Source organism: Pedobacter cryoconitis, assembly GCF_014200605.1.
GTDB classification, from domain to species: domain Bacteria; phylum Bacteroidota; class Bacteroidia; order Sphingobacteriales; family Sphingobacteriaceae; genus Pedobacter; species Pedobacter cryoconitis_B.
Genome location: NZ_JACHCE010000002.1, coordinates 213,717 through 237,459, shown reverse-complemented (window position 1 = coordinate 237,459; position 23,743 = coordinate 213,717). Strand labels below are relative to the sequence as shown.

At 38.5% G+C, this 23,743-nt stretch carries 21 protein-coding genes; 13 read left to right on the top strand and 8 right to left on the bottom strand.

Annotated features, from left to right (window positions below):
* Positions 1 to 3 precede the first annotated feature (3 nt).
* From HDE68_RS07085 to HDE68_RS07055, 7 genes are all read left to right on the top strand, one after another.
* Positions 4 to 639, top strand: a complete 636-nt coding sequence (locus HDE68_RS07085) for an O-methyltransferase (RefSeq protein ID WP_183880397.1) — start codon at positions 4 to 6, stop codon at positions 637 to 639.
* Between the two features lie 3 nt (positions 640 to 642).
* A complete protein-coding gene (locus tag HDE68_RS07080; RefSeq protein WP_260171673.1) occupies positions 643 to 1,353 on the top strand; it encodes a glucosaminidase domain-containing protein in 711 nt (236 codons plus the stop codon).
* On the top strand, positions 1,353 to 2,189 hold the full coding sequence (locus HDE68_RS07075; protein WP_183880395.1) for a glucosaminidase domain-containing protein: 837 nt from the start codon (positions 1,353 to 1,355) through the stop codon (positions 2,187 to 2,189). Before HDE68_RS07080 ends, HDE68_RS07075 begins: the two co-directional genes overlap by 1 nt.
* 100 nt (positions 2,190 to 2,289) lie before the next feature.
* On the top strand, positions 2,290 to 2,988 hold the full coding sequence (locus HDE68_RS07070) for a hypothetical protein (RefSeq protein ID WP_260171672.1): 699 nt from the start codon (positions 2,290 to 2,292) through the stop codon (positions 2,986 to 2,988).
* Between the two features lie 94 nt (positions 2,989 to 3,082).
* Positions 3,083 to 4,141 (top strand): DUF3078 domain-containing protein, encoded by a 1,059-nt coding sequence (locus tag HDE68_RS07065; RefSeq protein WP_260171671.1) that lies wholly within the window; start codon positions 3,083 to 3,085, stop codon positions 4,139 to 4,141.
* Between the two features lie 104 nt (positions 4,142 to 4,245).
* Positions 4,246 to 5,586 (top strand): signal recognition particle protein, encoded by a 1,341-nt coding sequence (gene ffh / locus HDE68_RS07060; protein ID WP_183880391.1) that lies wholly within the window; start codon positions 4,246 to 4,248, stop codon positions 5,584 to 5,586.
* A gap of 119 nt (positions 5,587 to 5,705) precedes the next feature.
* Positions 5,706 to 7,244, top strand: a complete 1,539-nt coding sequence (locus HDE68_RS07055; protein ID WP_183880389.1) for a YifB family Mg chelatase-like AAA ATPase — start codon at positions 5,706 to 5,708, stop codon at positions 7,242 to 7,244.
* Between the two features lie 75 nt (positions 7,245 to 7,319).
* On the opposite strand, the gene HDE68_RS07050 is transcribed toward HDE68_RS07055, so the two are convergent.
* Both HDE68_RS07050 and HDE68_RS07045 read right to left on the bottom strand, forming a co-directional pair.
* Positions 7,320 to 8,153: a M57 family metalloprotease gene (locus HDE68_RS07050; protein WP_183880387.1), complete on the bottom strand. Its 834-nt coding sequence runs from the start codon at positions 8,151 to 8,153 to the stop codon at positions 7,320 to 7,322.
* Between the two features lie 210 nt (positions 8,154 to 8,363).
* Entirely contained in the window at positions 8,364 to 9,200 is an 837-nt protein-coding gene (locus tag HDE68_RS07045) for a M57 family metalloprotease (protein ID WP_183880385.1), read from the bottom strand.
* Between the two features lie 97 nt (positions 9,201 to 9,297).
* Here HDE68_RS07045 and HDE68_RS07040 point away from each other — a divergent pair, with 97 nt between their 5' ends.
* On the top strand, positions 9,298 to 12,135 hold the full coding sequence (locus tag HDE68_RS07040) for a S8 family peptidase (protein WP_183880383.1): 2,838 nt from the start codon (positions 9,298 to 9,300) through the stop codon (positions 12,133 to 12,135).
* A 36-nt stretch (positions 12,136 to 12,171) separates the two neighbouring features.
* Here the strand turns inward: HDE68_RS07040 and HDE68_RS07035 are convergent, their stop codons facing one another.
* A complete protein-coding gene (locus HDE68_RS07035; protein ID WP_183880381.1) occupies positions 12,172 to 12,444 on the bottom strand; it encodes a hypothetical protein in 273 nt (90 codons plus the stop codon).
* A gap of 50 nt (positions 12,445 to 12,494) precedes the next feature.
* Positions 12,495 to 13,082: a TlpA family protein disulfide reductase gene (locus HDE68_RS07030; RefSeq protein WP_183880379.1), complete on the bottom strand. Its 588-nt coding sequence runs from the start codon at positions 13,080 to 13,082 to the stop codon at positions 12,495 to 12,497.
* Positions 13,083 to 13,224: 142 nt separating this feature from the next.
* Between HDE68_RS07030 and HDE68_RS07025 the strand changes: the two genes are divergently transcribed.
* Positions 13,225 to 15,303, top strand: coding sequence for a S9 family peptidase (locus tag HDE68_RS07025; protein ID WP_183880378.1), 2,079 nt, complete (start codon positions 13,225 to 13,227; stop codon positions 15,301 to 15,303).
* Between the two features lie 91 nt (positions 15,304 to 15,394).
* Here the strand turns inward: HDE68_RS07025 and htpG are convergent, their stop codons facing one another.
* Positions 15,395 to 17,284: a molecular chaperone HtpG gene (htpG, locus tag HDE68_RS07020; RefSeq protein ID WP_221300691.1), complete on the bottom strand. Its 1,890-nt coding sequence runs from the start codon at positions 17,282 to 17,284 to the stop codon at positions 15,395 to 15,397.
* Between the two features lie 177 nt (positions 17,285 to 17,461).
* Here htpG and HDE68_RS07015 point away from each other — a divergent pair, with 177 nt between their 5' ends.
* From HDE68_RS07015 to def, 4 genes are all read left to right on the top strand, one after another.
* Positions 17,462 to 18,442, top strand: coding sequence for a DUF2157 domain-containing protein (locus tag HDE68_RS07015; RefSeq protein ID WP_183880376.1), 981 nt, complete (start codon positions 17,462 to 17,464; stop codon positions 18,440 to 18,442).
* Positions 18,439 to 19,632: a hypothetical protein gene (locus tag HDE68_RS07010; RefSeq protein ID WP_183880374.1), complete on the top strand. Its 1,194-nt coding sequence runs from the start codon at positions 18,439 to 18,441 to the stop codon at positions 19,630 to 19,632. Before HDE68_RS07015 ends, HDE68_RS07010 begins: the two co-directional genes overlap by 4 nt.
* 50 nt (positions 19,633 to 19,682) lie before the next feature.
* Positions 19,683 to 20,912, top strand: a complete 1,230-nt coding sequence (locus HDE68_RS07005; RefSeq protein WP_183880372.1) for a M16 family metallopeptidase — start codon at positions 19,683 to 19,685, stop codon at positions 20,910 to 20,912.
* A gap of 136 nt (positions 20,913 to 21,048) precedes the next feature.
* The gene (gene def / locus HDE68_RS07000; protein ID WP_183880370.1) at positions 21,049 to 21,612 is read left to right on the top strand and encodes a peptide deformylase; all 564 of its coding nucleotides are present in this window, start codon (positions 21,049 to 21,051) and stop codon (positions 21,610 to 21,612) included.
* Here the strand turns inward: def and HDE68_RS06995 are convergent.
* From HDE68_RS06995 to HDE68_RS06985, 3 genes are read right to left on the bottom strand one after another with little or no spacing between them, the layout of a single operon-like run.
* Positions 21,609 to 22,250 carry a hypothetical protein gene (locus HDE68_RS06995; protein WP_183880368.1) on the bottom strand — a complete coding sequence of 214 codons (642 nt, stop codon included), beginning with the start codon at positions 22,248 to 22,250 and terminating at the stop codon, positions 21,609 to 21,611. The two genes, def and HDE68_RS06995, sit on opposite strands and share 4 nt — an antisense overlap.
* Positions 22,251 to 22,302: 52 nt before the next feature.
* Positions 22,303 to 22,548, bottom strand: a complete 246-nt coding sequence (locus HDE68_RS06990; RefSeq protein ID WP_183880366.1) for a NifU family protein — start codon at positions 22,546 to 22,548, stop codon at positions 22,303 to 22,305.
* 32 nt (positions 22,549 to 22,580) lie between these two features.
* Entirely contained in the window at positions 22,581 to 23,657 is a 1,077-nt protein-coding gene (locus HDE68_RS06985; protein ID WP_183880364.1) for an Mrp/NBP35 family ATP-binding protein, read from the bottom strand.
* Positions 23,658 to 23,743: the final 86 nt, after the last annotated feature.

The following is a 23,743-nucleotide window of genomic DNA, read 5'->3' as shown; positions in this document are numbered from 1 at the left end:
TACATGAGCCTGATTAAAGACGACTTACAACTTTTACTGCTAAATTTCTGCGAACCGGAATCCGAATTGCTACAGCGGATTGACCGGGAAACCAATCTCAAGGTTTTAATGCCGCGAATGCTTTCCGGACATTACCAGGGACGTGTTTTAAGCATGTTAAGTAAGTTAATCACCCCTAAACGTATTCTTGAAATTGGCACCTTTACCGGTTATGCGACTTTATGCATGGCAGAAGGATTGGCCGATGACGGCATTATTTATACACTGGACAAAAACATGGAACTGGAAGACCGTGTGCGCGGCTATTTTGCAGATTCCCCTTATAATTCACAAATAAAATATATCATGGGTGATGCCACCCAAACCATTAATGGATTAAATGAGACTTTTGATCTTGTTTTTATTGATGCAGATAAGAAAAACAATGGCACCTATTATGACCTCATCTTTGACAGAGTGAGACCAGGCGGGCTGATCATTGTTGATAACGTGTTGTGGAGTGGAAAAGTACTAACACTCCAACAAGACAGAGATACCGTTAATATTAGTACTTTTAATGATAAAGTCGCTGGAGATGACAGGGTTGAGAAATTAATCTTACCTGTCAGGGATGGCTTGTTTATCATCAGAAAAAAATAAAATATGATAACAAAAAAACTAATGCTGATTTGGCTGGCACTAATTTTACTGGGCTCAGCTGCCCAAAGCCAGACTGTTACTGCTTACGTTGAAGAACACACAGATCACGCACAAGAATTAATGAGAGAGTACGATGTACCGGCAAGTGTAATTTTAGCGGTCGCTATTCACGAATCTGCAGCTGGTAAAAGCAAAATCGCCCGTCATTTAAATAATCATTTCGGCATCAAAGGATCAAATAGCAATGCTCAGATCAATTCTTCTTACCGTGATTTTGAAAGTGCAGATGAATCTTATGATAATTTCGTAGAAGTATTACAAAACAAATCTTCTTTCAGCAAATTATTTGACGAGTGTGACCAGTATGATTATGCGGCATGGGCAAAAGGGATTCAGCGTGGTGGTTATGCACGAAGCAGGACCTGGGCAAAACAAGTGATCGCAATCATCAACAAGTACGAATTATACCAGTATGATGACAGACCTGATGACTATGTAGAGCCTGTAAAAGTTGCTCCTGTTAGCTTAAAAAAGAAACATAGCCGTCATTATAAGGCTAAACATCACCGTGCTTCCATTAAATTATATACAGTTAAAAAAGGGGACAACCTGAATAAAATTGCAGAATCACATGGTACTTCTTCTACCACACTGATGCGCAAAAATGGATTGAAGAGATCAGCGCTTAAACCAGGGCAAAAAATCAAGCTTTAATGAAACACACATTCTTACTCTTCGCTATAGCGATCGTCTTTTTATCCTCGTGTAAAACGAGAAAGTATCACCGGAATAACGTGCAGATTGAAAAAGCTGCCAATAAAGCTAATCCGAATTTTACTGACTATAATACGTTAAGCTATATCGAAGCTTTTAAGGGTGTGGCCATTGAAGAAATGAATACTTATGGTATCCCTGCAAGTATCACACTTGCACAGGGCATCATCGAATCTGGCAGTGGAAACAGCAGCCTGGCCAAATATGCAAATAACCACTTTGGGATTAAATGTACAGCAGAATGGAGAGGAAAAGCATATTATAAGGATGATGATAAAGCTAACGACTGTTTCAGGGTTTATAAAGATGCCAGAGAATCTTATAAGGATCACTCTGAGTTTTTAAAGCGTAAACGCTATAGCGCGTTATTTGAGCTTGATAAGAATGATTATCAGAACTGGGCAAAAGGCTTAAAACAGGCTGGTTATGCAACAAATCCAAGGTATCCGGATATGCTGATCAATATGATTGAAAAATATAATTTACATCAGTACGATCAGTCGGAATCAGAAAAGGATAAGATTAAACGTGAAGACCGTGTTTTTACAGAGATCAATGCAAACATCCCTAAGGAAACAAAGAAATTCGCACCTGTAGAAACACCTGTATCGAAACAGATCATCAATACAACTGATCCTAACTATACCGTACAAAAAGGAGATACTATGTATAATATCTCCAAAAGATATAATATGACTGTTGATGAATTAAAGTCCCTGAATGGCCTTACAGACGAAGGAGTGAAAATCGGACAGAAGCTAATAGTAGTTAAATAATGTTAATATAAGCCATTTAGCTTCGTCTTATTTGTATTTTTGCTTCTCAATGAAACCTACTATTTTATTTCTTTTCTGTTGCTTGTTTTGTGGCATTGCTATGGCACAAAAGAAATCGGTACAGGGATTTGTCATAGACAAAGTATCTAAGCAGCGTTTAGCTACCGTATATATATACAATTCCCATAACGATGATGGTATCTATAACAATAGCAAAGGTGAGTTCACCCTGCAGGCAGTTGTTGGTGATACTTTATTTGCCGTGCGTCAGGGTTATGGTTTAGATACCGTTATTTACAAAGGCGGCGCGATGTTTTTTCAACTAAAACCTCTTGCCATTCAACTCAAGGAGGTTTCTATTATCGGGAGTTCCCTTTCTCCAAAACAACGCTACGATCAGCGGACCAGAGAATTTAAATATGCTACAGACCTGGGAAGTTCTAAAGATCTGCTGAATTTAAATTCAAGAGGTGTCGGTTTAGGAATAGATGCGATTTACAACTTACTGAGTAGAAAAGGTAAAAATGCCAGACATCTGCAGGCTATCCTGGAAAGAGATTATAAAGAAGAAATTATCGATTACAGATATAATGCAGCTTTTGTAGGCCGTGTTTTAAGGATCAAGGACTTTGAACTTAAAGATTTTATGCAACAGTACCGCCCTAGTTACGATTTTGTACTGGCGGCTTCTGATTATGCTTTCATTGTTTTTCTGAAAAACAATTATGCTTCTTACAAGCGCAATCCGAAAGCATTCAGGCTGCAGCCACTTCCGACGATCAAAATTGCACAGCCATAAGGTAACTGGTTCTGCTATAGAAAGGCCTTTCTTTTCCTCCTCAGGACATGAAATAGCTGTAAAACAGGAGACTGTATTCAAGGATTAAATATTTATGCTAAATCCTAAGAACATTTTTCTTTTCTTTGTACCAATGAGAGGTTTATACGCATGTTTACTATTTGTATTTGCAGTTTCAGCACAAGTAAGTGCACAAGAGATAGATACAGTTCCAATTCCGATTAAGGATTTCGATCTTAAGCTAAAGAAAAGCCCGATGCCGTCCCTGAAAGGCATTATCGTGTTTAAGCCGGTAGAGATTAAGCCATTGATTGTGAGTTCTAAGGTCAATTACTGGAAGAACAAAACAGCAATCGGAATCAATGTGAATCAATCTTCATTCAGTAATAACTGGAGTGGAGGCGGGGTAAATTCGCTGGCTGTCGAAGGATTGATCAACTACAAAGCTGAATATAAAAAAGAAAACTATAGTTATTTATCTGAGGTTGATCTGCGTTACGGAAAAATAAGGAACAAAGGTCAGTTACAAAAGAAAACGAATGACCGGATATTCTGGAATAATACCGGTGCATTTAAGATCTCTAAAAACTGGAATTTATTTACCCAGGTTACTTTTGAGTCACAATTTGACAGCGGATATTCTTATTCAACAAATAATGGCGTTGAAAGCGGTGTACTTATTTCTAAATTCATGTCTCCGGGCTATTTAACAGAATCATTCGGTTTTGAGTATAAGCCAAGTAAGTATTTCTCTACTCAATTTGGTACGGGTGCTGCAAAACAAACTTTCGTATTGGATAATAAGGAATTGGCTGCAGCCGATGCAGCTGCAAACCCTACTAACCAGAAAACTGATTTTTATGGGGTTCCTGTAGGAAAAACTTTTAAAAATGACCTGGCTTTCCAGGTCACTGTTAACTTTGAAAAGGATATTTTTCATAACGTAAACCTGAAAAGCAGATACTATGTTTTTGTTCCTTATGATGAGGTCGAAAACATGAAACACAGACTGGATGTGACTTTAACTACTAAAGTTAACAGGTTTATGAATGTTACACTGAATGGGGTTGGAATATATGATAAAACAATAAGTTCCAAAATTCAGGGCAGCCAGTCACTGGCTATGGGGGTTATGTTTATATTCCCGCGCTAAATACTTTTGCATCCTATTTTAATGTTGATTGTTATTAAAAATGTTTGCAACTTTGTATTCTTCTACCATTATACATTAACTAATTGACTATCAATTAATAAAACATGTTTGAAAATTTACAGGATAAACTAGACCGGGCATTTAAAGTTCTAAAGGGTCAGGGAAGCATTTCAGAGATCAACGTGGCTGAGACCATGAAGGAAATTCGTAAGGCTTTACTGGATGCCGATGTAAATTTTAAAACTGCTAAAAGCTTTACTGACGAGGTTAAGGAAAAGGCATTAGGCCTGAATGTACTTACTGCGGTTTCTCCGGGACAATTACTTACTAAAGTAATGAACGATGAGCTGAAGGAACTGATGGGTGGTGAGGTCAAAGAATTAGACTTAAAAACAAATCCTACGATCATATTAATTGCTGGTCTGAATGGTGCGGGTAAAACAACCTTCTCCGGAAAACTGGCAAATTACCTGAAAAGTAAAGGTAAAAAGCCTTTACTGGTAGCTGGTGACGTTTATCGTCCTGCGGCAATTGATCAGCTGCAGATATTGGGTGAGCAGATTGGCGTTCCTGTTTACGCGAACAAAGATTCTAAAGACCCTGTAGCTATCGCGCTTGAAGGGATTGAACAAGGAAAGAAAGAACATCACAATGTAATTATCATTGATACAGCTGGTCGTTTAGCGATAGACGAACAGATGATGAATGAGATTGCAGATGTGAAATTGCATACTAAACCGCATGAAATCCTGTTCGTAGTTGATGCCATGACCGGACAGGATGCGGTTAATACAGCTAAAGCATTCAACGACAGATTAGATTTTACAGGTGTTGTACTGACAAAACTTGATGGTGATACCCGCGGTGGTGCGGCTTTATCTATTAAGTCTGTGGTAAACAAGCCTATTAAATTTGTAGGTACTGGTGAAAAAATGGAAGCGCTTGACGTTTTCTATCCAGACAGAATGGCTTCCCGTATTTTGGGAATGGGTGACGTTGTTTCCCTTGTTGAGCGTGCTCAGGAGCAGTTTGACGAGAAAGAAGCTGCAGAACTTCAAAAGAAAATCCGTAAGAATAAATTTGACTTCAACGATTTCTATAACCAGATTCAGCAGATCAAGAAAATGGGTAATATGAAAGACCTGATGGGCATGATTCCCGGAGTGAGTAAAATGATGAAAAACGTAGAGATTGAAGATGATGCTTTCAAAAATGTGGAAGCGATTATTCAGTCTATGACGAAGTACGAACGCGAAAATCCAGACAGCATTCAGCAAAGCAGACGTTTACGTATTGCTAAAGGTTCTGGTAATAAAATAGAAGAAGTAACCAAACTGATTAAACAGTTTGAGGATATGCGTAAGGTGATGAAACAGTTTTCTAATCCTGCGGCCGCAGCAAAAATGATGCGCGGTATGCCTAAAATGCCACAGGGAAGAATGTAATAACACCTTTTCTGATCTTTAAAAAACCGGGCTCTCAATCCGGTTTTTTTTATGCCCTATCTTTTTTAACCTATAAGGCTTATTATGGGATTAAATTTACGTACTAATCGTAAATCACTATGCTCATTAAAACTTACGGCAGCGCAGTCTTTGGTGTCAATGCTTTAACTATCACTATTGAAGTCAGTATTAGCAGCGGAAATAAATATCATATCGTAGGATTACCTGACAATGCCGTTAAGGAAAGTCTTAAAAGAATAGAAAGCGCAATCCAGGCTTCGGGTTTAAAGATGCCCAGACAAAAAATTGTGGTTAATTTGTCGCCTGCAGATATCCGGAAAGAGGGAACCTCTTACGATCTCCCAATTGCCGCCGGCATTTTAGCGGCTTCAGGACAATTAGCCCACATAAGGGTACATGAATTTATCATTGCAGGAGAACTTTCGCTGGATGGCGGGATACAGCCCGTAAAAGGTGCGCTTTCTATTGCGATACAAGCCAGGAAAGCTGGCTTTAAAGGTTTTATTTTACCTGCGGATAATTCCAGAGAAGCTGCTGTAGTAGATGACTTACTGGTTTATGGCATGCATCATCTTACTGACCTGGTCGCCTTTTTCAATGAAAAAAAAATCTTTACACCCGTAAAGGTTAATACAAAAGAAGAATTTTTAAGAAACATAAGTTCCTATGACCATGATTTTTCTGATGTCAAAGGACAGGATAGTATTAAAAGGGCGCTGGAAATTGCTGCTGCCGGAGGGCATAATGTGATTCTTATCGGGCCACCCGGTGCAGGGAAAACAATGCTGGCCAAACGTTTACCCACCATTTTACCGCCTTTAAATTTAGAAGAAGCACTCGAAACTACTAAAATTCACTCTGTAGCCGGTAAGTTAAATGCTGCAGAATCATTAATGACAGAAAGACCTTTTCGCAGCCCGCATCACAGCATTTCTGATGTAGCTTTGGTTGGCGGTGGCAGCAATCCTCAGCCAGGAGAAATATCGCTCGCACATAATGGTATTCTATTTCTTGACGAATTGCCCGAATTTAAAAGATCAGTACTCGAAGTGATGAGACAGCCACTCGAAGACCGGAAGGTAACTATATCCAGAGCACGCTTAAGCGTAGATTATCCTGCCAGCTTTATGCTGATTGCTTCGATGAACCCCTGTCCCTGTGGCTTTTTTAACCATCCTGAAAAAGACTGTACCTGTTCACCTGGTATAGTGCAGAAATATCTCAGTAAGATTTCCGGCCCGCTAATGGACAGAATAGATTTACATGTGGAGGTAACACCTGTAAATTTTAATGAACTTTCTTCACTGAATCCTTCGGAGAAAAGCGTGATCATCAGAAAAAGGGTAATTAAAGCCCGCTTGACACAAGAAACACGTTTTGCAGCCCATATGGGTTTACATTACAATGCACAGATGAGTTCAAATATGGTAAGGAAATTATGCACGGTCAATCAGGAAAGCCTTCTGCTCATTAAAAAGGCAATGGAGAAATTAGGCTTATCTGCCCGCGCTTATGACCGGATTTTAAAGGTTTCAAGAACTATTGCTGATCTGGCCGGCAGTAAAAACATCGAGATGGAGCATTTAGCAGAAGCAATACATTACCGCAGTCTGGACAGAAACAACTGGGCGGGTTAACAACCTATAAAAGCCCGGCAAATTAATGCCGGGCTTCAAAGCCATGACTCATAAATTATCTATGGTTTTTAATTATTATTTATACAGGTAGTTTAAAGCAATTTTATCATTAGCGTTGAAAGTCCTGTCAGATCCGTTTGAACAGGCCAACATAAATGATGCTGCATCTGGTCCTGATGGCGTACCAGGAATACGGATCGCACCAACATCACTCTGTCCTTCATTCACAGCAGTACCGCCGCAGCTATAAGCTCTGTTTGAATAGTCAGTATGACGAAGTCCGATACAGTGTCCAACCTCATGCTGTAAAACAGAAGTCAGATAGCCCAAATTAGGGTTTGAACCATAAGCAGCAGGGTTTGTATTCATCTGGATTTCATTATAAGGATCACCTCCATATGGGAAACCTGATGAGCCTAAAGTGATATAACCACCAGAAGGACCTTCATTAAAACCAACCACATCAATATCACCAGTAGTACCTGATGCTGCACGCTGGAAAGTAAAGCGCAAGCCCAGGTTATTATACCTGGTGATCATTGCATCTACAGCATTTCCATAAACAGCAGGTAAATTAGTTACAGAGATTGTGATTACTCTTGGTAAGCCGCTAACCAGATTTGTGGTCCGGTACTGCTCTGTTTCGGCAATACTTAAGTGACTGGTCACTGCTTTTTCATTCAGGTTTTTATCAGTAAGAAGAATATCACCTTCTACAAGGTATCCTCCTTTTACTTTGCGGGCATTCTCGGTACTGAAGCCCAGATTACTGATTTGAGATTTTGTGCTTGCAGAAATCTGGTCCTGACTAGCAGTTGAAGTAGTTGAGGCATCTTTTTTTTGGCATCCAAAAATGCACAGGGTCATTACCCCCACAAGGGCAAATGACAATAAATTCAGTTTTTTCATTAAGTTAATTTTAGGTAGATGATTAATAAGTCATAGGTAAGCTAAAATTATATATAATTCTAACCAAAAACAAATTTAAATTTACATAATTAACTGACTATCAATACATAATATAATTTTAATCAGAAAATCTTAAACAGACTAAGCCCGGCAATAGTTATCACCGGGCTTAAAGCCTTTAATTCACAAAAAATCTAGTGGTTAGATATTTTATTTGTATAAATAATTGATTGCTTTTACATCATTAGCATTGAAGGTTCTGTCGCCGCCGTTAGAACAAGCTAACATAAATGATGCTGCATCTGGTCCTGATGGAGTACCTGGGATCTGGATTGCACCCACATTACTCTGACCTTCGTTTACTGCTGTTCCACCACAGCTATAAGCTCTGTTAGAGTAGTCAGTATGGCGGAAACCAATGCAATGTCCAACCTCATGCTGTAAAACTGAAGTAAGATATAAAAGGTTAGGATTAGCACCGTAAGCCGCCGGATTAGTATTCATTTTAATTTCGCTGTATGGATTACCAGATGCAGTTGGGAAACCTGATGAACCTAAAGTGATATAACCACCAGAAGGACCTTCGTTAAAGCCAATTACATTAATTTGACCAGTAGTTCCTGCAGCTGCACGTTGAAATGTAAAACGTAAGCCTAAGTTGTTGTATCTGGTAATCATTGCATCAACAGCGTTTCCATAAACTGCAGGTAGGTTAGTTACAGAAATGGTAATTACTCTTGGTAATGCTTTGACTAAATTAGTGGTTCTGTATTGCTCGGTTTCAGCAACACTTAAATGTGCAGTTTCTGCTTTTTCAGTAAGATTTGCTTCGCTTAAAAGGATGTCACCTTCAACAAGGTAACCGCCAGCTACTTTTCTTGCATTTTCAGTACTGAAACCCAGACTGGTAATCTGAGATTTAGTTGCTGCTGAAATTTCATCTTGGTTTGCTGTCGCTGTAGTAGCAGCGTCTTTTTTCTGACATCCGAAAACGCAGAGCGCAAGCATGCCGGCCACGGCAAGCGAGAATAAGTTAAATTTTTTCATTAAGTTAGTTTTTTAGGTAGAATGTTTGTGAACTAATAGGTTAATCTAAAATTATATATAATTTTAACCATAAACAAATTTTTAATTTCAAAATATTGTGAGTTTCAAAATAAAATATGCTTTAATTATAATTTTTCTTTGCAACACAGCTGCAAAAGCACAAAATTTATCGGTAGCAGAAAAAAAAGATATTTTCCACAAATACAGCTCTACTGCAGGAAATTCAAGGATAAATGGTGTAAACCTCTTACTTGTAGAGCTTTCCCGTCCTTTGACCGCTGCTGAGTTTCAGGAACTAAAACCTTTGCGCAGTTTTTCTTTGAATCATATCATTATCCCGGAAAAGACAGCGGCAAAATTCAGTTCCTTAATTATTTCTCAGTCAAAAGCGAACTCTTTATGGAAAGCGAGCGACAAATTAAGCCGGCTCTATGAACAATATTTAACTCAGAATAAGCTATTTACTATAAGGATTGCAATAAACCCACAAACATTGACTGTCCCGGCCCTGCTCACCGGATTAAAATCTTATACGTTAGATCAGAACAACCATATCATTACTGCCAGTATTCAAATGAATGAGCTCATGCCCATCCTGCAATCGGAAGACGTCTTATTTGCAGATATCATTCAGGTAGCTAAAGACGAAGCGCTGATTAAAGATCTGGATCTTTCTGTGAACGAAATTGCTGCGGTACAACTGCGCTATCCTGATATTAACGGAAAAGGCATTACATTATCTATTAAAGAACAGATGTTTGATAAGACTGATATAGATCTGGTTGGAAACATCGTTGCTTCTCCGTCTAATGCACCCGTTGTAGATGACCATGCGACCAATATGGCAACACTGGCTACAGGCAGAGGAAATACTTATATCCTTGGACAGGGGGCAGCTCCTTTTGCATCTTTAACGGCTTCGGATTACAGGAAAAACAATGACGATCTGATGCCTGATGACATTAAAGAACTGAACCAATACAAAGTCAATGTACAAAATCACTCTTATGGACTTGGCGTAGATAATTTTTACGGCATGCAGGCTGCCGCTTATGATAAACAGGTATTCGAATCAGATACTATTATCCATATTTTTTCAGCAGGAAATTCAGGTCTGATTACTCCGCCTGATGGAATCTATAAAAACATTCCTCTTTGGGCCAATATAACCGGCAACTTTAAAACTGCAAAAAACGTGATTGTAATAGGAGGAATTGGCCTGGAAGATATTCCGGAGCCACGAAGCAGCCGGGGCCCCGCTTATGATGGAAGGGTTAAACCAGAAATAGTCGCTTTGGGTCAGGATGGTACCTCAGGTGCTGCTGCATTAACCTCCGGGACTGTCGCTATTTTTCAGCAAAAATATAAGAGTCTATTTGGAAAACAGCCATCTCAGGCAATTGTAAAGAGTGTTTTTGTAAATTCTGCGGATGATATAGGCACCCCACAGGTTGACTATGTCACTGGCTTTGGGAAACTAAATGCTTTACAGGCGATACAGACTATCCTGGAAAACAGATTTAGAACGGGGACAGTTAACAATCAGCAGGACTATACATTCCAATTACAGGTTCCGGCAAACCAGCAGGAACTCAAAGTTACACTGGCCTGGGTCGATCCGCCGGCAGCAATTAACAATGTACAGGGAATTGTAAACCACCTGGATTTATCAATGGAAACCCCTGCGGGTACCGTTATTTTGCCCTGGATACTAAGCACATATCCAAGTGCAGACTCTTTATCACTGCCTGCTAAAAGAGGAATAGACAATATCAATACTGTACAGCAGGTGAGTTTAACTAATTTACCAGCCGGAAATTACACCATACATGTAAAAGGCAGAACAGTTACACAGGGTAAGCAGGATTTTAGCGTCGCTTATCAAATGAAAGCCATTGGTAGTTTTGACTGGACCTTTCCTTTAAAAGATGCTGCAATATTTGCCGCTCAGGACAATTATGTGAGGTGGAGCAGTACTTTATCAGGTCAGACAGGAAAACTCTCTGTGAGCTACGATAATGGTGTTAACTGGACTATTTTGAATAGTAATATTAATTTCACATCTTCTTTCTTTAAATGGACTGTCCCAAATCTATTCACCAGGGCTCTGCTGAAGATGGAAACGGGAGGAAAAGAGTTTATTACTGAATCTTTTGTGGTCTCCCCGCCCGAAGACATCAAAGTTGGTTATAATTGTGCAGATAAAGTCTTGTTTCACTGGTCACCGCAGCCATCAGCTACCGGTTATACACTTTACAATTTAAAGGATAATGTTTTAAAGGCAATCAGACAGCTTACTGATACTGTTGTGATCATTAACAAGTCTGAAATAGCAACGCCATACTTTACTGTTGCTGCAAATGGTGCAGATTTTACCGGAATAAAAAGTGAGACTAAGAATTACACGACACAGGGTGTAGTCTGTTATGTAAGAACTTTCCAGGCCAATATTGTGAATGATGCTGGTAAGTTAGATCTGGTGATCGGTACCACCTATAACCTGAAACGTATCATTTGGGAGAAACAGACTTCTCCTGGTATGTTTGCACAAATGGCAGAAACTGCTGTTACTTCCGGTTTACTGAGTTACAGTCTGACAGACCAGAACCTGGTTCGGGGAATACAGTTCTACAGGGTGACTTTGGAGACCAATGACGGGATCAAGATCCCTTCGGATATTTTACCTCTTAATTTTCTGAAAGAAAATGACTTTGTGGCTTATCCAAATCCAGTAATAGATTTCTTATCTATCCTTAGCGGTGACTTTGAGCCTTATACGCTATCTCTTTATAACCTTTCAGGCCAAAAGATTTACCTCAAAGAGGCAAATGGGTTGTTTCAGTTTGACCTTTCTGCTTTATCTACCGGATTATATATTGGTACAATTACCAGAAATGGAAATATGCTGAAAAAGATTAAAATTATAAAAAGATAGACAAGCTCTTAAAGAGCCTGTCTATCTTTTTATAATTTATAATTCCTCTTCTTCCTCATCAGTTTCTTCGTCCTCATCTTCTTCTTCAGGGACATAAGCTGTAATTTCTCTTCCTATGGCATTAACCTCTTCGTCTTCTCCAAACAGCGGCAATGCAGTATCAGGATCCAATGTCAGCCATTGTGACTCTGTATCTTTAAGGATATGACGGTATTCTTTTCCGTCTTTAAAAACTACGTAAGTATCGTTTCCTTCGGGAAATATAGCGTAGTCAATTTCTCCTATGGTAATATCAAATGGTTCTTGCATGATTATTCTCTTAAAAATCCCTTTAAGACGGGTTTATAAATTGATAATTATTAATTGGTTGTTTTTAGCTTATTGATAAAATCAATAAATTTTGAGTCTGCATAATTCGCAGCACCAGATTCATTGTATGAAATCCTTCCTTCTTTATCAAAAACAACTGTGGTAGGTAATGACCCTTTAAAAAGCACTTCCGGAATATCACTGGCTACTGCATACACCGGTAATTGATAGCCTTTTTTATCCATAAATTTCTGCGCCTTAGGCAGCTGGCTATCGGCATCTACCAAAATAAAGATTACATCTTTATCATTTTTAAATTTTTCATGCAACGCATTTACACTTGGCATCTCAGCCAGGCAAGGGGGGCACCATGTTGCCCAGAAATTAAGAAAAACGACTTTACCTTTCAATTCTCCAAGATCAACAAGCTTCCCATCGACATCTTTAAATTTAATCCCGGAAAGATCACCTGCTGCATTCACCTGTTTTTCTACTACAGCAGTATCAGGTCTGAAAAAGCCAATCTTCATGAGTCCTTCCAGTACAAGAGCTTTTGCAGGAGGAACAAATATCAATACCAGGAATAATAGAATCAGTACTCCATTGATAATATTACTCCGGTTAAAAATCTTACCCATAATGATATATAGTTTATAAAATTAATCCCTATTTTGCATTAACCACGGTACTGATAAATTAAATAACATAAACATCATACATCAGTTATTCTGTTTATGATAAGCTCAGTCTAACCTGGTCTGCACAAACAAAGATACAAAAATGGAAACTTATAAATGGCCCGCAGCAAAAGCACCAATAGCTGAAATCAAGCCGAAACAACGAATTCTGCATGGAGATACAGTAACTGACGACTATTACTGGATGATCGACTATTTTAAAAAGGGTCCCGACAGTACAGCAACGATCGATTATCTAAATGCTGAGAATGCCTATCTCGACACCATGATGAGTGGCACAAAAACCTTACAAGCCAACTTATTTAAAGAGCTGAAGGACCGGATTAAGGAAAAAGACGAATCAGTTCCTGTATTCAAAAATGGGTATTTTTATTATTCCAGGACTGAAGAAGGTAAACAATACAATAAATTCTGCCGGAAGAAAGGTACACTGGAAGCCCCCGAAGAGATTCTTCTTGATATTGATGAACTGGCAAAAGATCTCCCTTACTATGCCGCAACAGGCTATAGCGTAAGTCCTGACAATAAATTACTTGCTTATGGGGTCGATAAGGTTTCCAGACGCCAATACACTATTTTGATCAAGAATCTGGAGACCGGGGAGTTATTAAAAGATAGTATTCCCAATACCGAAGGGGACCCTGTCTGGTCAGCAGATAATAAAACCCTTTTTTATACCTCAAAAAACCCGAAAACCTTATTAAGTGAAAAAATCAAGAAACATAAACTAGGGACTAGTGCAGCCAAAGATCCGGTAGTTTACCATGAAAAGGATAAGTCTAATTATATTGGTGTAGGTAAATCAAAATCCGGTAAATATATTTTCATTTATTCTTCTGCTACCTTGTCTGCCGAAGAATGGTTAATCCCTGCAGATCAGCCTGATGCTGAATTTAAAGTATTCCAGCCCAGGATTAAGGATGTCATATATAACGTCGTAGCGCTTGCTGATAAATTTCTGATTCTCACGAACTGGGATGCGCAGAACTTCCGTTTAATGGAATGTCCTCTTGATCAGACCGAAAGAGAAAATTGGAAAGAAGTAATCCCTCACCGTAAAGACGTACTGCTGGAAGATGTAGAAGGTTTCAGAGATTTTATTGTGATCTCTGAACGTCAAAATGGTCTTGCTCAACTACAGATCCGTAAACTGGACGGCACTGAGCACTATATTGATTTCGAAGAACCTACCTATAATGCCTCAGTAGGCAATAATCCCGAATATAACAGTACAACGCTCCGGTATATATACACGTCGATGACCACGCCGGCCTCCATCTATGATTACCAGATGGACACGAAAGAAAAACAACTCCGGAAACAGCAGGAAGTTGTAGGTGGCTACAATAAAGCAGATTACACAACAGAACGCCTCTATGCCATTGCAAAAGACGGTACCCAAATACCCATCTCATTAGTCTACAAAAATGGTCTGAAAAGGGATGGCACTGCTCCTCTTCTGCTCTACGCCTATGGCTCTTATGGTCATAGTATAGATGCCTCTTTCTCTACCAGCAACCTGAGTTTGCTCAACAGAGGTTTTGTCTATGCTATCGCTCATATCCGCGGAGGACAGGAAATGGGCCGTCATTGGTACGAAGACGGTAAGCTGATGAAAAAGATGAATACCTTCACCGACTTTATTGATTGCGGCCATTATCTGATTGAGCAGAAATTTACAAGCCCTGCTCATTTGTATGCTCAGGGTGGTAGCGCAGGTGGGCTTTTAATGGGCGCTATCATTAATCTTGAACCTGCCTTATGGCATGGTATCATAGCACAGGTCCCATTTGTAGATGTAGTAAATACGATGCTTGACGAGAGTATTCCGCTTACTACAAATGAGTTTGATGAATGGGGAAACCCTAAGCATGCGGACGCTTATCATTATATGAAGAGTTATTCCCCTTATGAAAATATCGAAGCCAAAGATTATCCCAACATGCTCGTAACTACTGGTCTGCATGATAGTCAGGTTCAATATTTCGAACCTGCTAAGTGGGTAGCCAAACTTCGTGCTACAAAAACCGGAGAAAACATCCTGCTCTTAAAAACAGATATGGATTTTGGTCACGGTGGTGCTTCCGGAAGATTCGATTATCTCAAAGAGATTGCACTGAACTATGCCTTCCTGCTAAGCCTGGAGAATATCAGTAAATAACGAAAAACCCTGTTTTCTGTATCTCCTTTGATAGGATTTTTACAGAAAACAGGGTTATTTTTCAGAAAGGAGCAGCAAGCTCCCTTGCTGATTAGATCAATTCAACACTTCTGTTCACGAACGCTGTTAATTCAGCACCAGTAAGCATTCCTTGAGAAAGTAAAGCCAAATCAACGGCCTGTTTAGCCAGCGCGCTTTGCTCTTCACCATTCTCAGTTTGTAAAATTTTACCTACAAGTTTATGGTTACCATTAATTGCAACTTTATAACTATCAGGCATATTACCATAGAAGCTCATTCCACCACCCATTTGAGCCATGTCTTTCATTCTTCTCATAAATTCGTCCATAGTTACCGTTACAGGGAATTCTTCCGGATGTAAGCCAACAATTTCAACCTGGAAACCTGGTTTAACAATTGCTTTCTCAAAAACATCTTTCACTTTCGCAGACTGCTCTTCAGTCAATACAGACTCTACAACCTCATCTTTTTCGATCAGTTTGCTCGCTACACTAGAATCAACACGTTTTAACAGTGTTTTTTCTAACTTTTGCTCTAAAGAAGTCACAAAGTGATTATCAATTGCCGAGTTCATCAACAATACATCATAATCTTTTTTGTTTGCAGACTGGATAAAACCATCCTGTTTAGCAGGATCATTTGTATAGATGTATACAACCTGACCATTTTTGTCAGTCTGGATATCTTTTACTTTATCACGGTATTCATCAAGTGTATAGTTTTCATTTTTAGTGTTAGTTACTAAAGCGAAATCTTTTGCTTTATCATAGAACTTTTCTTCGCTTACCATTCCGTATTTCACAAAAAGGCCAATGTCGCTCCATTTTTCTTCATAAGCCTTACGGTCTTTATTGAAGAGCTCACCTAATTTATCAGCCACTTTCTTAGTGATGTAACTGTTAATTTTTTTCACATTGCTATCAGCCTGAAGGAAACTTCTGGAAACGTTCAATGGAATATCAGGAGAATCAATTACACCATGCAATAACATCAGGAATTCAGGAACGATATCTTTTACTTCATCAGTAATAAATACCTGGCGGCTGAATAACTTGATTTTGTTACGTTGCATATCAAAATCATTCTTCACTTTAGGGAAATATAAAACCCCGGTTAAGTTGAATGGATAGTCTACATTCAGGTGAATCCAGAATAAAGGATCTTCACCAAAAGGATATAATTGTTTGTAGAAGTCCAGATAATCCTGGTCTGACAAATCTGCAGGTGCTTTAGTCCAGATCGGATCAGTTGTATTGATGATATTATCAGTTTCTACAGCTACCGTTTTTGGTTTTCCTTCTTCATCTTCGCCATCAGGAACCTGCTGTGTTTTTGTACCAAATTTAATCGGCACAGGTAAAAACTTACCATATTTATCTAAAATCTCCTCTAATTTATGCTGGCTAAGGAATTCAGCTGATTCTTCATTGATGTGAAGAATAATTTCTGTTCCGCGTGTAGTACGTGAACCTTCAGTAATTTCATAAGAAGTACTTCCGTCACAAACCCAACGTGCAGGCTCTGCGCCATCCTGGTAAGATAAAGTCTGTATTTCAACCAGATCAGCTACCATAAATGCAGAATAGAAACCTAAACCAAATTTACCGATAATCTCATTTGCATCTTTAGCGTCCTTGAATTTCTCTACAAATTCACTTGCACCTGAAAAAGCAACCTGATTGATATATTTTTTTATCTCTTCAGCAGTCATTCCCAAGCCGTTATCACTGATCGTGATCGTCTTTTTTTCCACATCCAGTGCAACTTCTACTAAAGGATTACCCAACTCACCGTTGTATTGTCCTAATGCAGCTAAACGTTTGATTTTTTGTACCGCATCAACTGCATTTGAAACCAGCTCGCGCAGGAATATCTCATTGTCTGAGTACAGGAATTTCTTAATAATAGGAAAAATGTTTTCGGTATGTATGGAAATACTCCCTTTTTCTTCTATGCTCATATGTTAACTCATTTTTAAGTACATAACGGCTTTATCAAGGGATGTTCCAATTTGATTTTAGTTGTCAAATTGACAGTATATTAAACTAAAAAAAATGAATAGATAAATATTAAACTGTCTCTTAAACAATTAAATTTTCGTAAGCTTACAATAGAAATTAAATCTTTACCTGATTACATGGATACTGACCTCTATAAAAAGCTGCATCACGAGGGGCTCATTAGTGACGAAACACTCGAAAAGATCGCTGAAAAACATAAGAATCCTTTATTCTCTTTGCACTGGGAGCTTAAAACCCTGTTATATCTTGGTGTGACACTTTTAAGTACCGGTTTGGGCGTTCTGATTTATAAAAACATCGATACGATCGGCCACCAGTTTATCTTACTTTTCATCGCGGGTATCTGTGCCGGCTGCTTCGTCTATTGTGTGAAAAAAAGAAATCCCTTTAGCAGGGGAAAAGTTAAATCGCCCAGTTCTTTTTATGATTATATCCTGTTATTAGGCTGTCTGAGCCTTTTAAGCTTTTTAGGATACCTTCAGGTCCAGTATCAGGTCTTTGGTAATAATTATGGACTGGCGACCTTTATTCCGATGCTTATTTTATTCTACGTGGCCTATGAATTTGATCATATAGGCGTATTGAGCATGGCGATTACCAATCTGGCTATTTGGCTCGGTGCCACAATAACTCCTTATACCATGCTTTCAAATGGATTCAACAGCAGTGATCCTTTAATTATTCCTTATCTTTTTTTAGGAATGCTTTTATTGGCTGCAGCTTATCTTTCAGAAAGGTATAATTTCAAAAAGCACTTTAAGTTCACCTATCATAATTTTGGGCTGAATATATCATTTCTTGCTCTTTTGACCGGCTATTTCAGCTTTTACGAGAACTCTTTAAGCTTTCTATGGTTAATTACAGTGCTGATTCTGGGATATGTTTTATATAAAGATGCATTCAGGAGCAAATCTTTTTATTTCCTTTTACTGATCACTCTCTACACTTATGTAGCGATCAGCACATTGATTGTAAGGGTTCTGTTCAGCATGGATTCAGAACTTGCTTTCGTAATTGGGTTACTTTATTTTATTGGATCGGCAATCGGTTTGATTATCGCCCTGATTCATCTGAATAAAAAAATTAAAGAAATATGATCATCTATAACAAAACATGGCTAAGGAACCTGCTTATACAGGATCAAATAAATGTGCCCTTAGCTACAGGGGATCTAAGTAAAGAAGAGTTTAAAAATATAGAGAAGGCTTATCCGGTTGGTTTTTATTCTCCAAATATATTCGTGAGAACAGGATTATTTATTCTAACCTGTGTTATAGCCCTTTTTGGTGGTTGTTTACTGAGTTATATGTTCTGGGACTCAGGTATAGTAGACAGCGGTGGCTGGATATTCTTTTTAGGATTAATCAGCTATACAGCACTTGAACTTGTGGTTAAAAACAAAAATCATTTCAGATCAGGTACAGATGATGCACTGATCTGGATTTCCGGAGGTTTATTTTCTGTTGCTTTTACCTGGATTACAGTGAAGTACAACTGGTATCATCACAATTATACTGACATGCTGCCCCCGGCACCTATAGTTAGCTTTGTCCTTATACTGAGCTTGTACCTTACCTTAAGGTTCGCAGATAGCCTAATGGCTTTATTCTGCTTTCTATCCACGTTGGTACTTGCCGTCGTATTAGCTGTCTTTAATCTTTCTTTTGGTATTGCAATCATTCCTTTTTTAGTAATCGTGCTTTCTGCGATTGTCTATTATTTTTCCTTATCGAAAAGCGGCAGTCCGAAATTTATTAATTACCTGCATTGTCTGCTTATGCTGCAGGCAGGAAGTTTACTTATGTTATATCTTGCGGGAAATTACTACGTGGTTGAGCATTTAGGAAATAAATTGTACGGCTATACTTCTATAGGGCCATACAAAGTCCCTTATCCTGTTTTTTTCTGGCCATGGACGATTCTTGTTCCGTTTATATACGTTGGTTTTGGTCTTTATAAAAAAAATGTAATTCTACTGCGTACCGGCCTGGTTTTAATTGCTATTGCTGCGGTTACTTTTAAAAATTACTATCATGTATTACCTATTGAAAGTACGCTGGTTTTATTTGGGCTGATTATACTTGGAGGTTCTTATTGGGCTATAAAGTATCTTAAAACACCGAAATATGGATTTACTTCTGAAGGATTACAGGAAGATACTATCGCTGGCGGGATCAATGTGGAGTCACTGATCATTGCCAGTACCCAGCTGGATACTCCCCAGGGAACAGCAGACAGGTTTGGCGGTGGTGACTTTGGCGGAGGTGGTTCGTCTTCCTCTTTTTAGGAAAGAATATTACAATAGGTTAGCAATGTTCTTCTGTATCTTTGCAAAGAATGGAATATAATGTACACACACTGCCTAATGGCATTCGTCTTCTTCACGTGCCTTCTGCATCAGCAATTTCTCACGCTTGTATTATAGTGAACAGTGGTTCACGCGATGAAACTGAAAGTCAGGCCGGGCTTGCCCATTTTATTGAGCATTTAATCTTTAAACGTACAGAAAAACGCAATACAAACCAGATACTGAACAGGTTAGAAAGTGTTGGAGCAGATTTAAATGCCTATACGACAAAAGAATATACTTGTATCCATGCTTCCTTTCTTCATCCCTATTTAGACAGGACACTGGAGCTTTTCAATGATATTGTATTCCATTCTACTTTTCCTGAAGAGGAAATGGAAAAAGAAAAAGGGGTTATCTTAGATGAGATCGCTTCTTATCTCGACCAGCCTGAAGAAGCTATCTACGATGATTTTGAAGATATGGTATTTGCTGACCATTCATTAGGCAGGAATATCCTGGGAACAACAGAAAGTGTGAATAAGCTCTCTCAGCAGGATATCAAAGATTTTATTGCAGCCAATTATAGCACAGATAAGATTGTTATTGCCGTTTTAGGGAATTACAGCCTCCCTAAAGCCGTTAAAATCTTTACTAAATATTATGAAGCAATTCCTGAAAACATCCAGCTGGAGAACAGAAAAGCACCTGCCACATCAGCAGTAATTACACGTATTGATCAAAAACCGATCATGCAGGCACATACAATGATTGGTTCTACGGCTTATTCTTTGCATCATCCTTTCAAAACCGGCCTTTTATTACTGAATAATTTATTATGCGGTACTGGAATGAGTTCAATTCTGAATTTACAGATCAGAGAAAAACATGGGATTGCCTATAGTATAGAATCAGGATACAGCCCTTTAAGTGATACTGGTATTTTCACCTTATATTTTGGTACCGATAAAGAAAAAGTGAACAGGGCACAATCACTTATCTATAAAGAATTTAAAAAAATCAGGGAGAACCCTTTAACTGAAGTACAACTCCAGAAAGCAAAAAATAAGTTTATCGGACAGATTGCGCTTGGAGAAGAAAACAGGATTGGTTTAATTGTCTCTATGGCAAAAAGTCTGATTGATTATAATAAAATTGATAGCCTGGAAACAGTTTTTGAGAAAATAGAGGCTGTAAATACAGCCGATATGGCACAGATTGCAGACGAAATTCTGGATGAAAAAAATCTTAGTGTCCTAACCTTTTACCCATTAGGGTAAGGGACAGCCTGAAAGATAAATTTTAAACAGGCTCTAATATTCGTACTTTTGTATACTATTCTGTTTACAGCAAATGATCGCCAACAGAATAGCATACAAATTGTATGTATTAAACAGATCAAAAAATATTATATAGATGAAATTACCAATTGTAGCTTATGGAGATCCGGTTTTAAGGAAAGTATGCCAAAGCATTGATGAAAACTTTCCGGATTTACAAAAACTGATCAGTAATATGTTTGACACCATGTACGCAGCAAGTGGTGTTGGTCTGGCTGCGCCCCAGGTTGGACTGCCAATCAGATTATTCATCGTTGATACAGGTGCAGACGAGGATGGCCAGGAAGGTTTCAAAAGAGTGTTTATTAATGCTGTTATTCTGGAAGAAACAGGTGAGCCATGGGCTTTTACTGAAGGCTGCCTGAGTATCCCGGAAATCAGAGAAGATGTATTCCGCAAACCTAATGTAAGGGTTCAATACTATGATGAGAATTGGAAACTACATGAAGAAGCTTTGTCAGGTATGCCAGCACGTGTTGTGCAGCATGAATATGACCATATTGAAGGAAAGCTATTTACAGATACGCTAAGTTTATTGCGTAAAAGAATGCTTAAATCTAAGCTGGATTCAATTTCAAAGGGAGATGTTCACGCAGACTACAGGATGAAATTTCCACAACAGCGTAATAAAAAACGTTAATTGTTGTTTTGCCTGCTTTTATCACCACTAAAAATCTGCTGCATTAATTTACCCCAGGCAAAAGGATTCAATAAAGGATTACTCTGCACCATATTTTTATTCAATGCCCTTTCCTGATCTATACGGAAATTCGTAGAAGATATCTCTCCAGCATCCCTGGGGAGATATTGAATCTTCCCATTAATAGAATGTGAGGACATATTTTTCCTCGCGATTTCCATATCATCATCAGCAACCTTCATCGCCAGAAAGTCTTTTGTAAATTCTTCGACAGTGGCCCAGGGATAAACACGGACTGCCGGCAGGTAAATAATTTCCGATTTCATTTTTACCATCGCTGTATACTTCGAATCTTTAATATCCGGTGGAATCAGAACGACTTTATCAGTATATCCAATCGCATTGTATATTAAAGTATCTCCCGGATGGGCTACGAATGAAAAGTAACCTTTATAATTAGCGCCATAACGCTGATCCTGGTTAGTTTTATTCGTTATAGTCACGTAAGGGACAACAAAACCACTGTCCCTGTCTGTTATAATACCAGAAAATTGGATCAATTTCTTCCCTGAAGGCGTTTGTTGTGCAAACAGCGCCCCAGTAAAAAAAATCAAAACGACGGCAAAAATGTATTTCATCGTACAAAAATAACTGTAATTCTTACAGTGACTAGTTAAATTTTGTTAAATGCTAAACTGATTCAGTCAGGTTAATCGCTTCAACCGCAGTAATTTGTGGTACAGCTTTCATAATAGCCTGCTCAATGCCTGCTTTCATAGTCATAAAGCTCATTTTACAAGATCCGCAGTTCCCCAATAACTTCAACTTAACAACATTATCCGGCGTAATTTCTTCTATCGCAACATCTCCGCCATCTGCCTTAAGATAAGGACGGATAGTCTCTAATGCCAGCTCTACTTGTTCTTTTAAATCCATGATATATTTTAAAATATAAATTTACTAATTTTTTAGCACTCTGTCCGCAATGCATTATTAATTGCAATCTGTTGTGCAATCTTTCCTGCCATTTCAGAGAATGCAATAGCGGTTTGACTCTCTTTATCCATTGCAATTGGCGTACCACTATCTCCGCCTTCTGTAATTCCCTGTACTAAAGGTATTTCACCTAAAAACGGAACGTCAAAAGAAGCTGCCAAAGCCTTTCCACCATCTTTACCGAAAATATAATACTTGTTTTCAGGTAATTCTTCTGGCGTAAAGTAAGCCATATTTTCAATTACTCCTAATACAGGAATATTTATTCCCGGCATTCTGAACATCGCAAGTCCCTTTCTGGTATCTGCTAAAGCAACCTGTTGCGGTGTAGTTACAATTACAGCCCCTGCAATTGGGAAACTTTGGGTAATCGTAATATGAATATCTCCCGTGCCCGGAGGAAGATCCACAATCAGGTAATCCAGTTCTCCCCAGTCTGCATCATTAAATAACTGTTTAATTGCATTAGAAGCCATTGGGCCGCGCCATGGTACTGGCTGATCCGGGTCTGCAAAGAAACCTAATGATAACAGCTTAATTCCATATTTTTCTATCGGCAGGATCAGTGTTTTTCCATCTGCTGTTTCTCTTGCACTTGGTTTAGCACCAGCAAGACCAAACATAGTAGGTACTGATGGCCCGTAAATATCTGCGTCAATTAAACCAACTTTAGCTCCATCTGCTGCTAAAGTAACAGCAAGGTTACTGGCCACTGTCGATTTTCCAACTCCACCTTTACCTGAAGAGACTAAAATGATATTTTTAATATCTTTCAACTGGGTAGTGTCGTTTGGTTTTGTTACCCTTGAGGTAATTTTAATATTTATTTCCGCTTCCTTGTCTACGAAATGCCTGATCGCATTGAAGCATGCATTCTTAAGCATATCCTTCATTGGACACGCAGGAGTGGTGAGTTCTAGAGTGAAACTTATTTTTTTATCTTCGATGCTCAGCTCTTTAATCATGTTCAATGTCACCAGATCTTTTTTAAGATCAGGGTCTTCGACATTTCTTAAAGCAGCTAAAACCTGTTCGTTGCTAATATTCATTGCCCAAAATTAACAAAAGGACCTTACAATTAATTGATTTTAGGCTTTTTAAGTGTAATTTTAACACGAAATAAACATTTGCATTT

What these genes read in the sequence shown, in the direction of transcription:
- HDE68_RS07015 (WP_183880376.1), top strand. Translation starts at nt 17,462, where the DNA reads ATGGATACTGACCTCTATAAAAAGCTGCATCACGAGGGGCTCATTAGT.
- def (WP_183880370.1), top strand. Translation starts at nt 21,049, where the DNA reads ATGAAATTACCAATTGTAGCTTATGGAGATCCGGTTTTAAGGAAAGTA.
- HDE68_RS06985 (WP_183880364.1), bottom strand. Translation starts at nt 23,657, where the DNA reads ATGAATATTAGCAACGAACAGGTTTTAGCTGCTTTAAGAAATGTCGAA.
- htpG (WP_221300691.1), bottom strand. Translation starts at nt 17,284, where the DNA reads ATGAGCATAGAAGAAAAAGGGAGTATTTCCATACATACCGAAAACATT.
- HDE68_RS07005 (WP_183880372.1), top strand. Translation starts at nt 19,683, where the DNA reads ATGGAATATAATGTACACACACTGCCTAATGGCATTCGTCTTCTTCAC.
- HDE68_RS07055 (WP_183880389.1), top strand. Translation starts at nt 5,706, where the DNA reads ATGCTCATTAAAACTTACGGCAGCGCAGTCTTTGGTGTCAATGCTTTA.
- HDE68_RS06990 (WP_183880366.1), bottom strand. Translation starts at nt 22,548, where the DNA reads ATGGATTTAAAAGAACAAGTAGAGCTGGCATTAGAGACTATCCGTCCT.
- HDE68_RS07075 (WP_183880395.1), top strand. Translation starts at nt 1,353, where the DNA reads ATGAAACACACATTCTTACTCTTCGCTATAGCGATCGTCTTTTTATCC.
- HDE68_RS07065 (WP_260171671.1), top strand. Translation starts at nt 3,083, where the DNA reads ATGCTAAATCCTAAGAACATTTTTCTTTTCTTTGTACCAATGAGAGGT.
- HDE68_RS07080 (WP_260171673.1), top strand. Translation starts at nt 643, where the DNA reads ATGATAACAAAAAAACTAATGCTGATTTGGCTGGCACTAATTTTACTG.
- HDE68_RS07030 (WP_183880379.1), bottom strand. Translation starts at nt 13,082, where the DNA reads ATGGGTAAGATTTTTAACCGGAGTAATATTATCAATGGAGTACTGATT.
- ffh (WP_183880391.1), top strand. Translation starts at nt 4,246, where the DNA reads ATGTTTGAAAATTTACAGGATAAACTAGACCGGGCATTTAAAGTTCTA.
- HDE68_RS07010 (WP_183880374.1), top strand. Translation starts at nt 18,439, where the DNA reads ATGATCATCTATAACAAAACATGGCTAAGGAACCTGCTTATACAGGAT.
- HDE68_RS07050 (WP_183880387.1), bottom strand. Translation starts at nt 8,153, where the DNA reads ATGAAAAAACTGAATTTATTGTCATTTGCCCTTGTGGGGGTAATGACC.
- HDE68_RS07085 (WP_183880397.1), top strand. Translation starts at nt 4, where the DNA reads ATGAGCCTGATTAAAGACGACTTACAACTTTTACTGCTAAATTTCTGC.
- HDE68_RS07070 (WP_260171672.1), top strand. Translation starts at nt 2,290, where the DNA reads ATGGCACAAAAGAAATCGGTACAGGGATTTGTCATAGACAAAGTATCT.
- HDE68_RS06995 (WP_183880368.1), bottom strand. Translation starts at nt 22,250, where the DNA reads ATGAAATACATTTTTGCCGTCGTTTTGATTTTTTTTACTGGGGCGCTG.
- HDE68_RS07045 (WP_183880385.1), bottom strand. Translation starts at nt 9,200, where the DNA reads ATGAAAAAATTTAACTTATTCTCGCTTGCCGTGGCCGGCATGCTTGCG.
- HDE68_RS07035 (WP_183880381.1), bottom strand. Translation starts at nt 12,444, where the DNA reads ATGCAAGAACCATTTGATATTACCATAGGAGAAATTGACTACGCTATA.
- HDE68_RS07025 (WP_183880378.1), top strand. Translation starts at nt 13,225, where the DNA reads ATGGAAACTTATAAATGGCCCGCAGCAAAAGCACCAATAGCTGAAATC.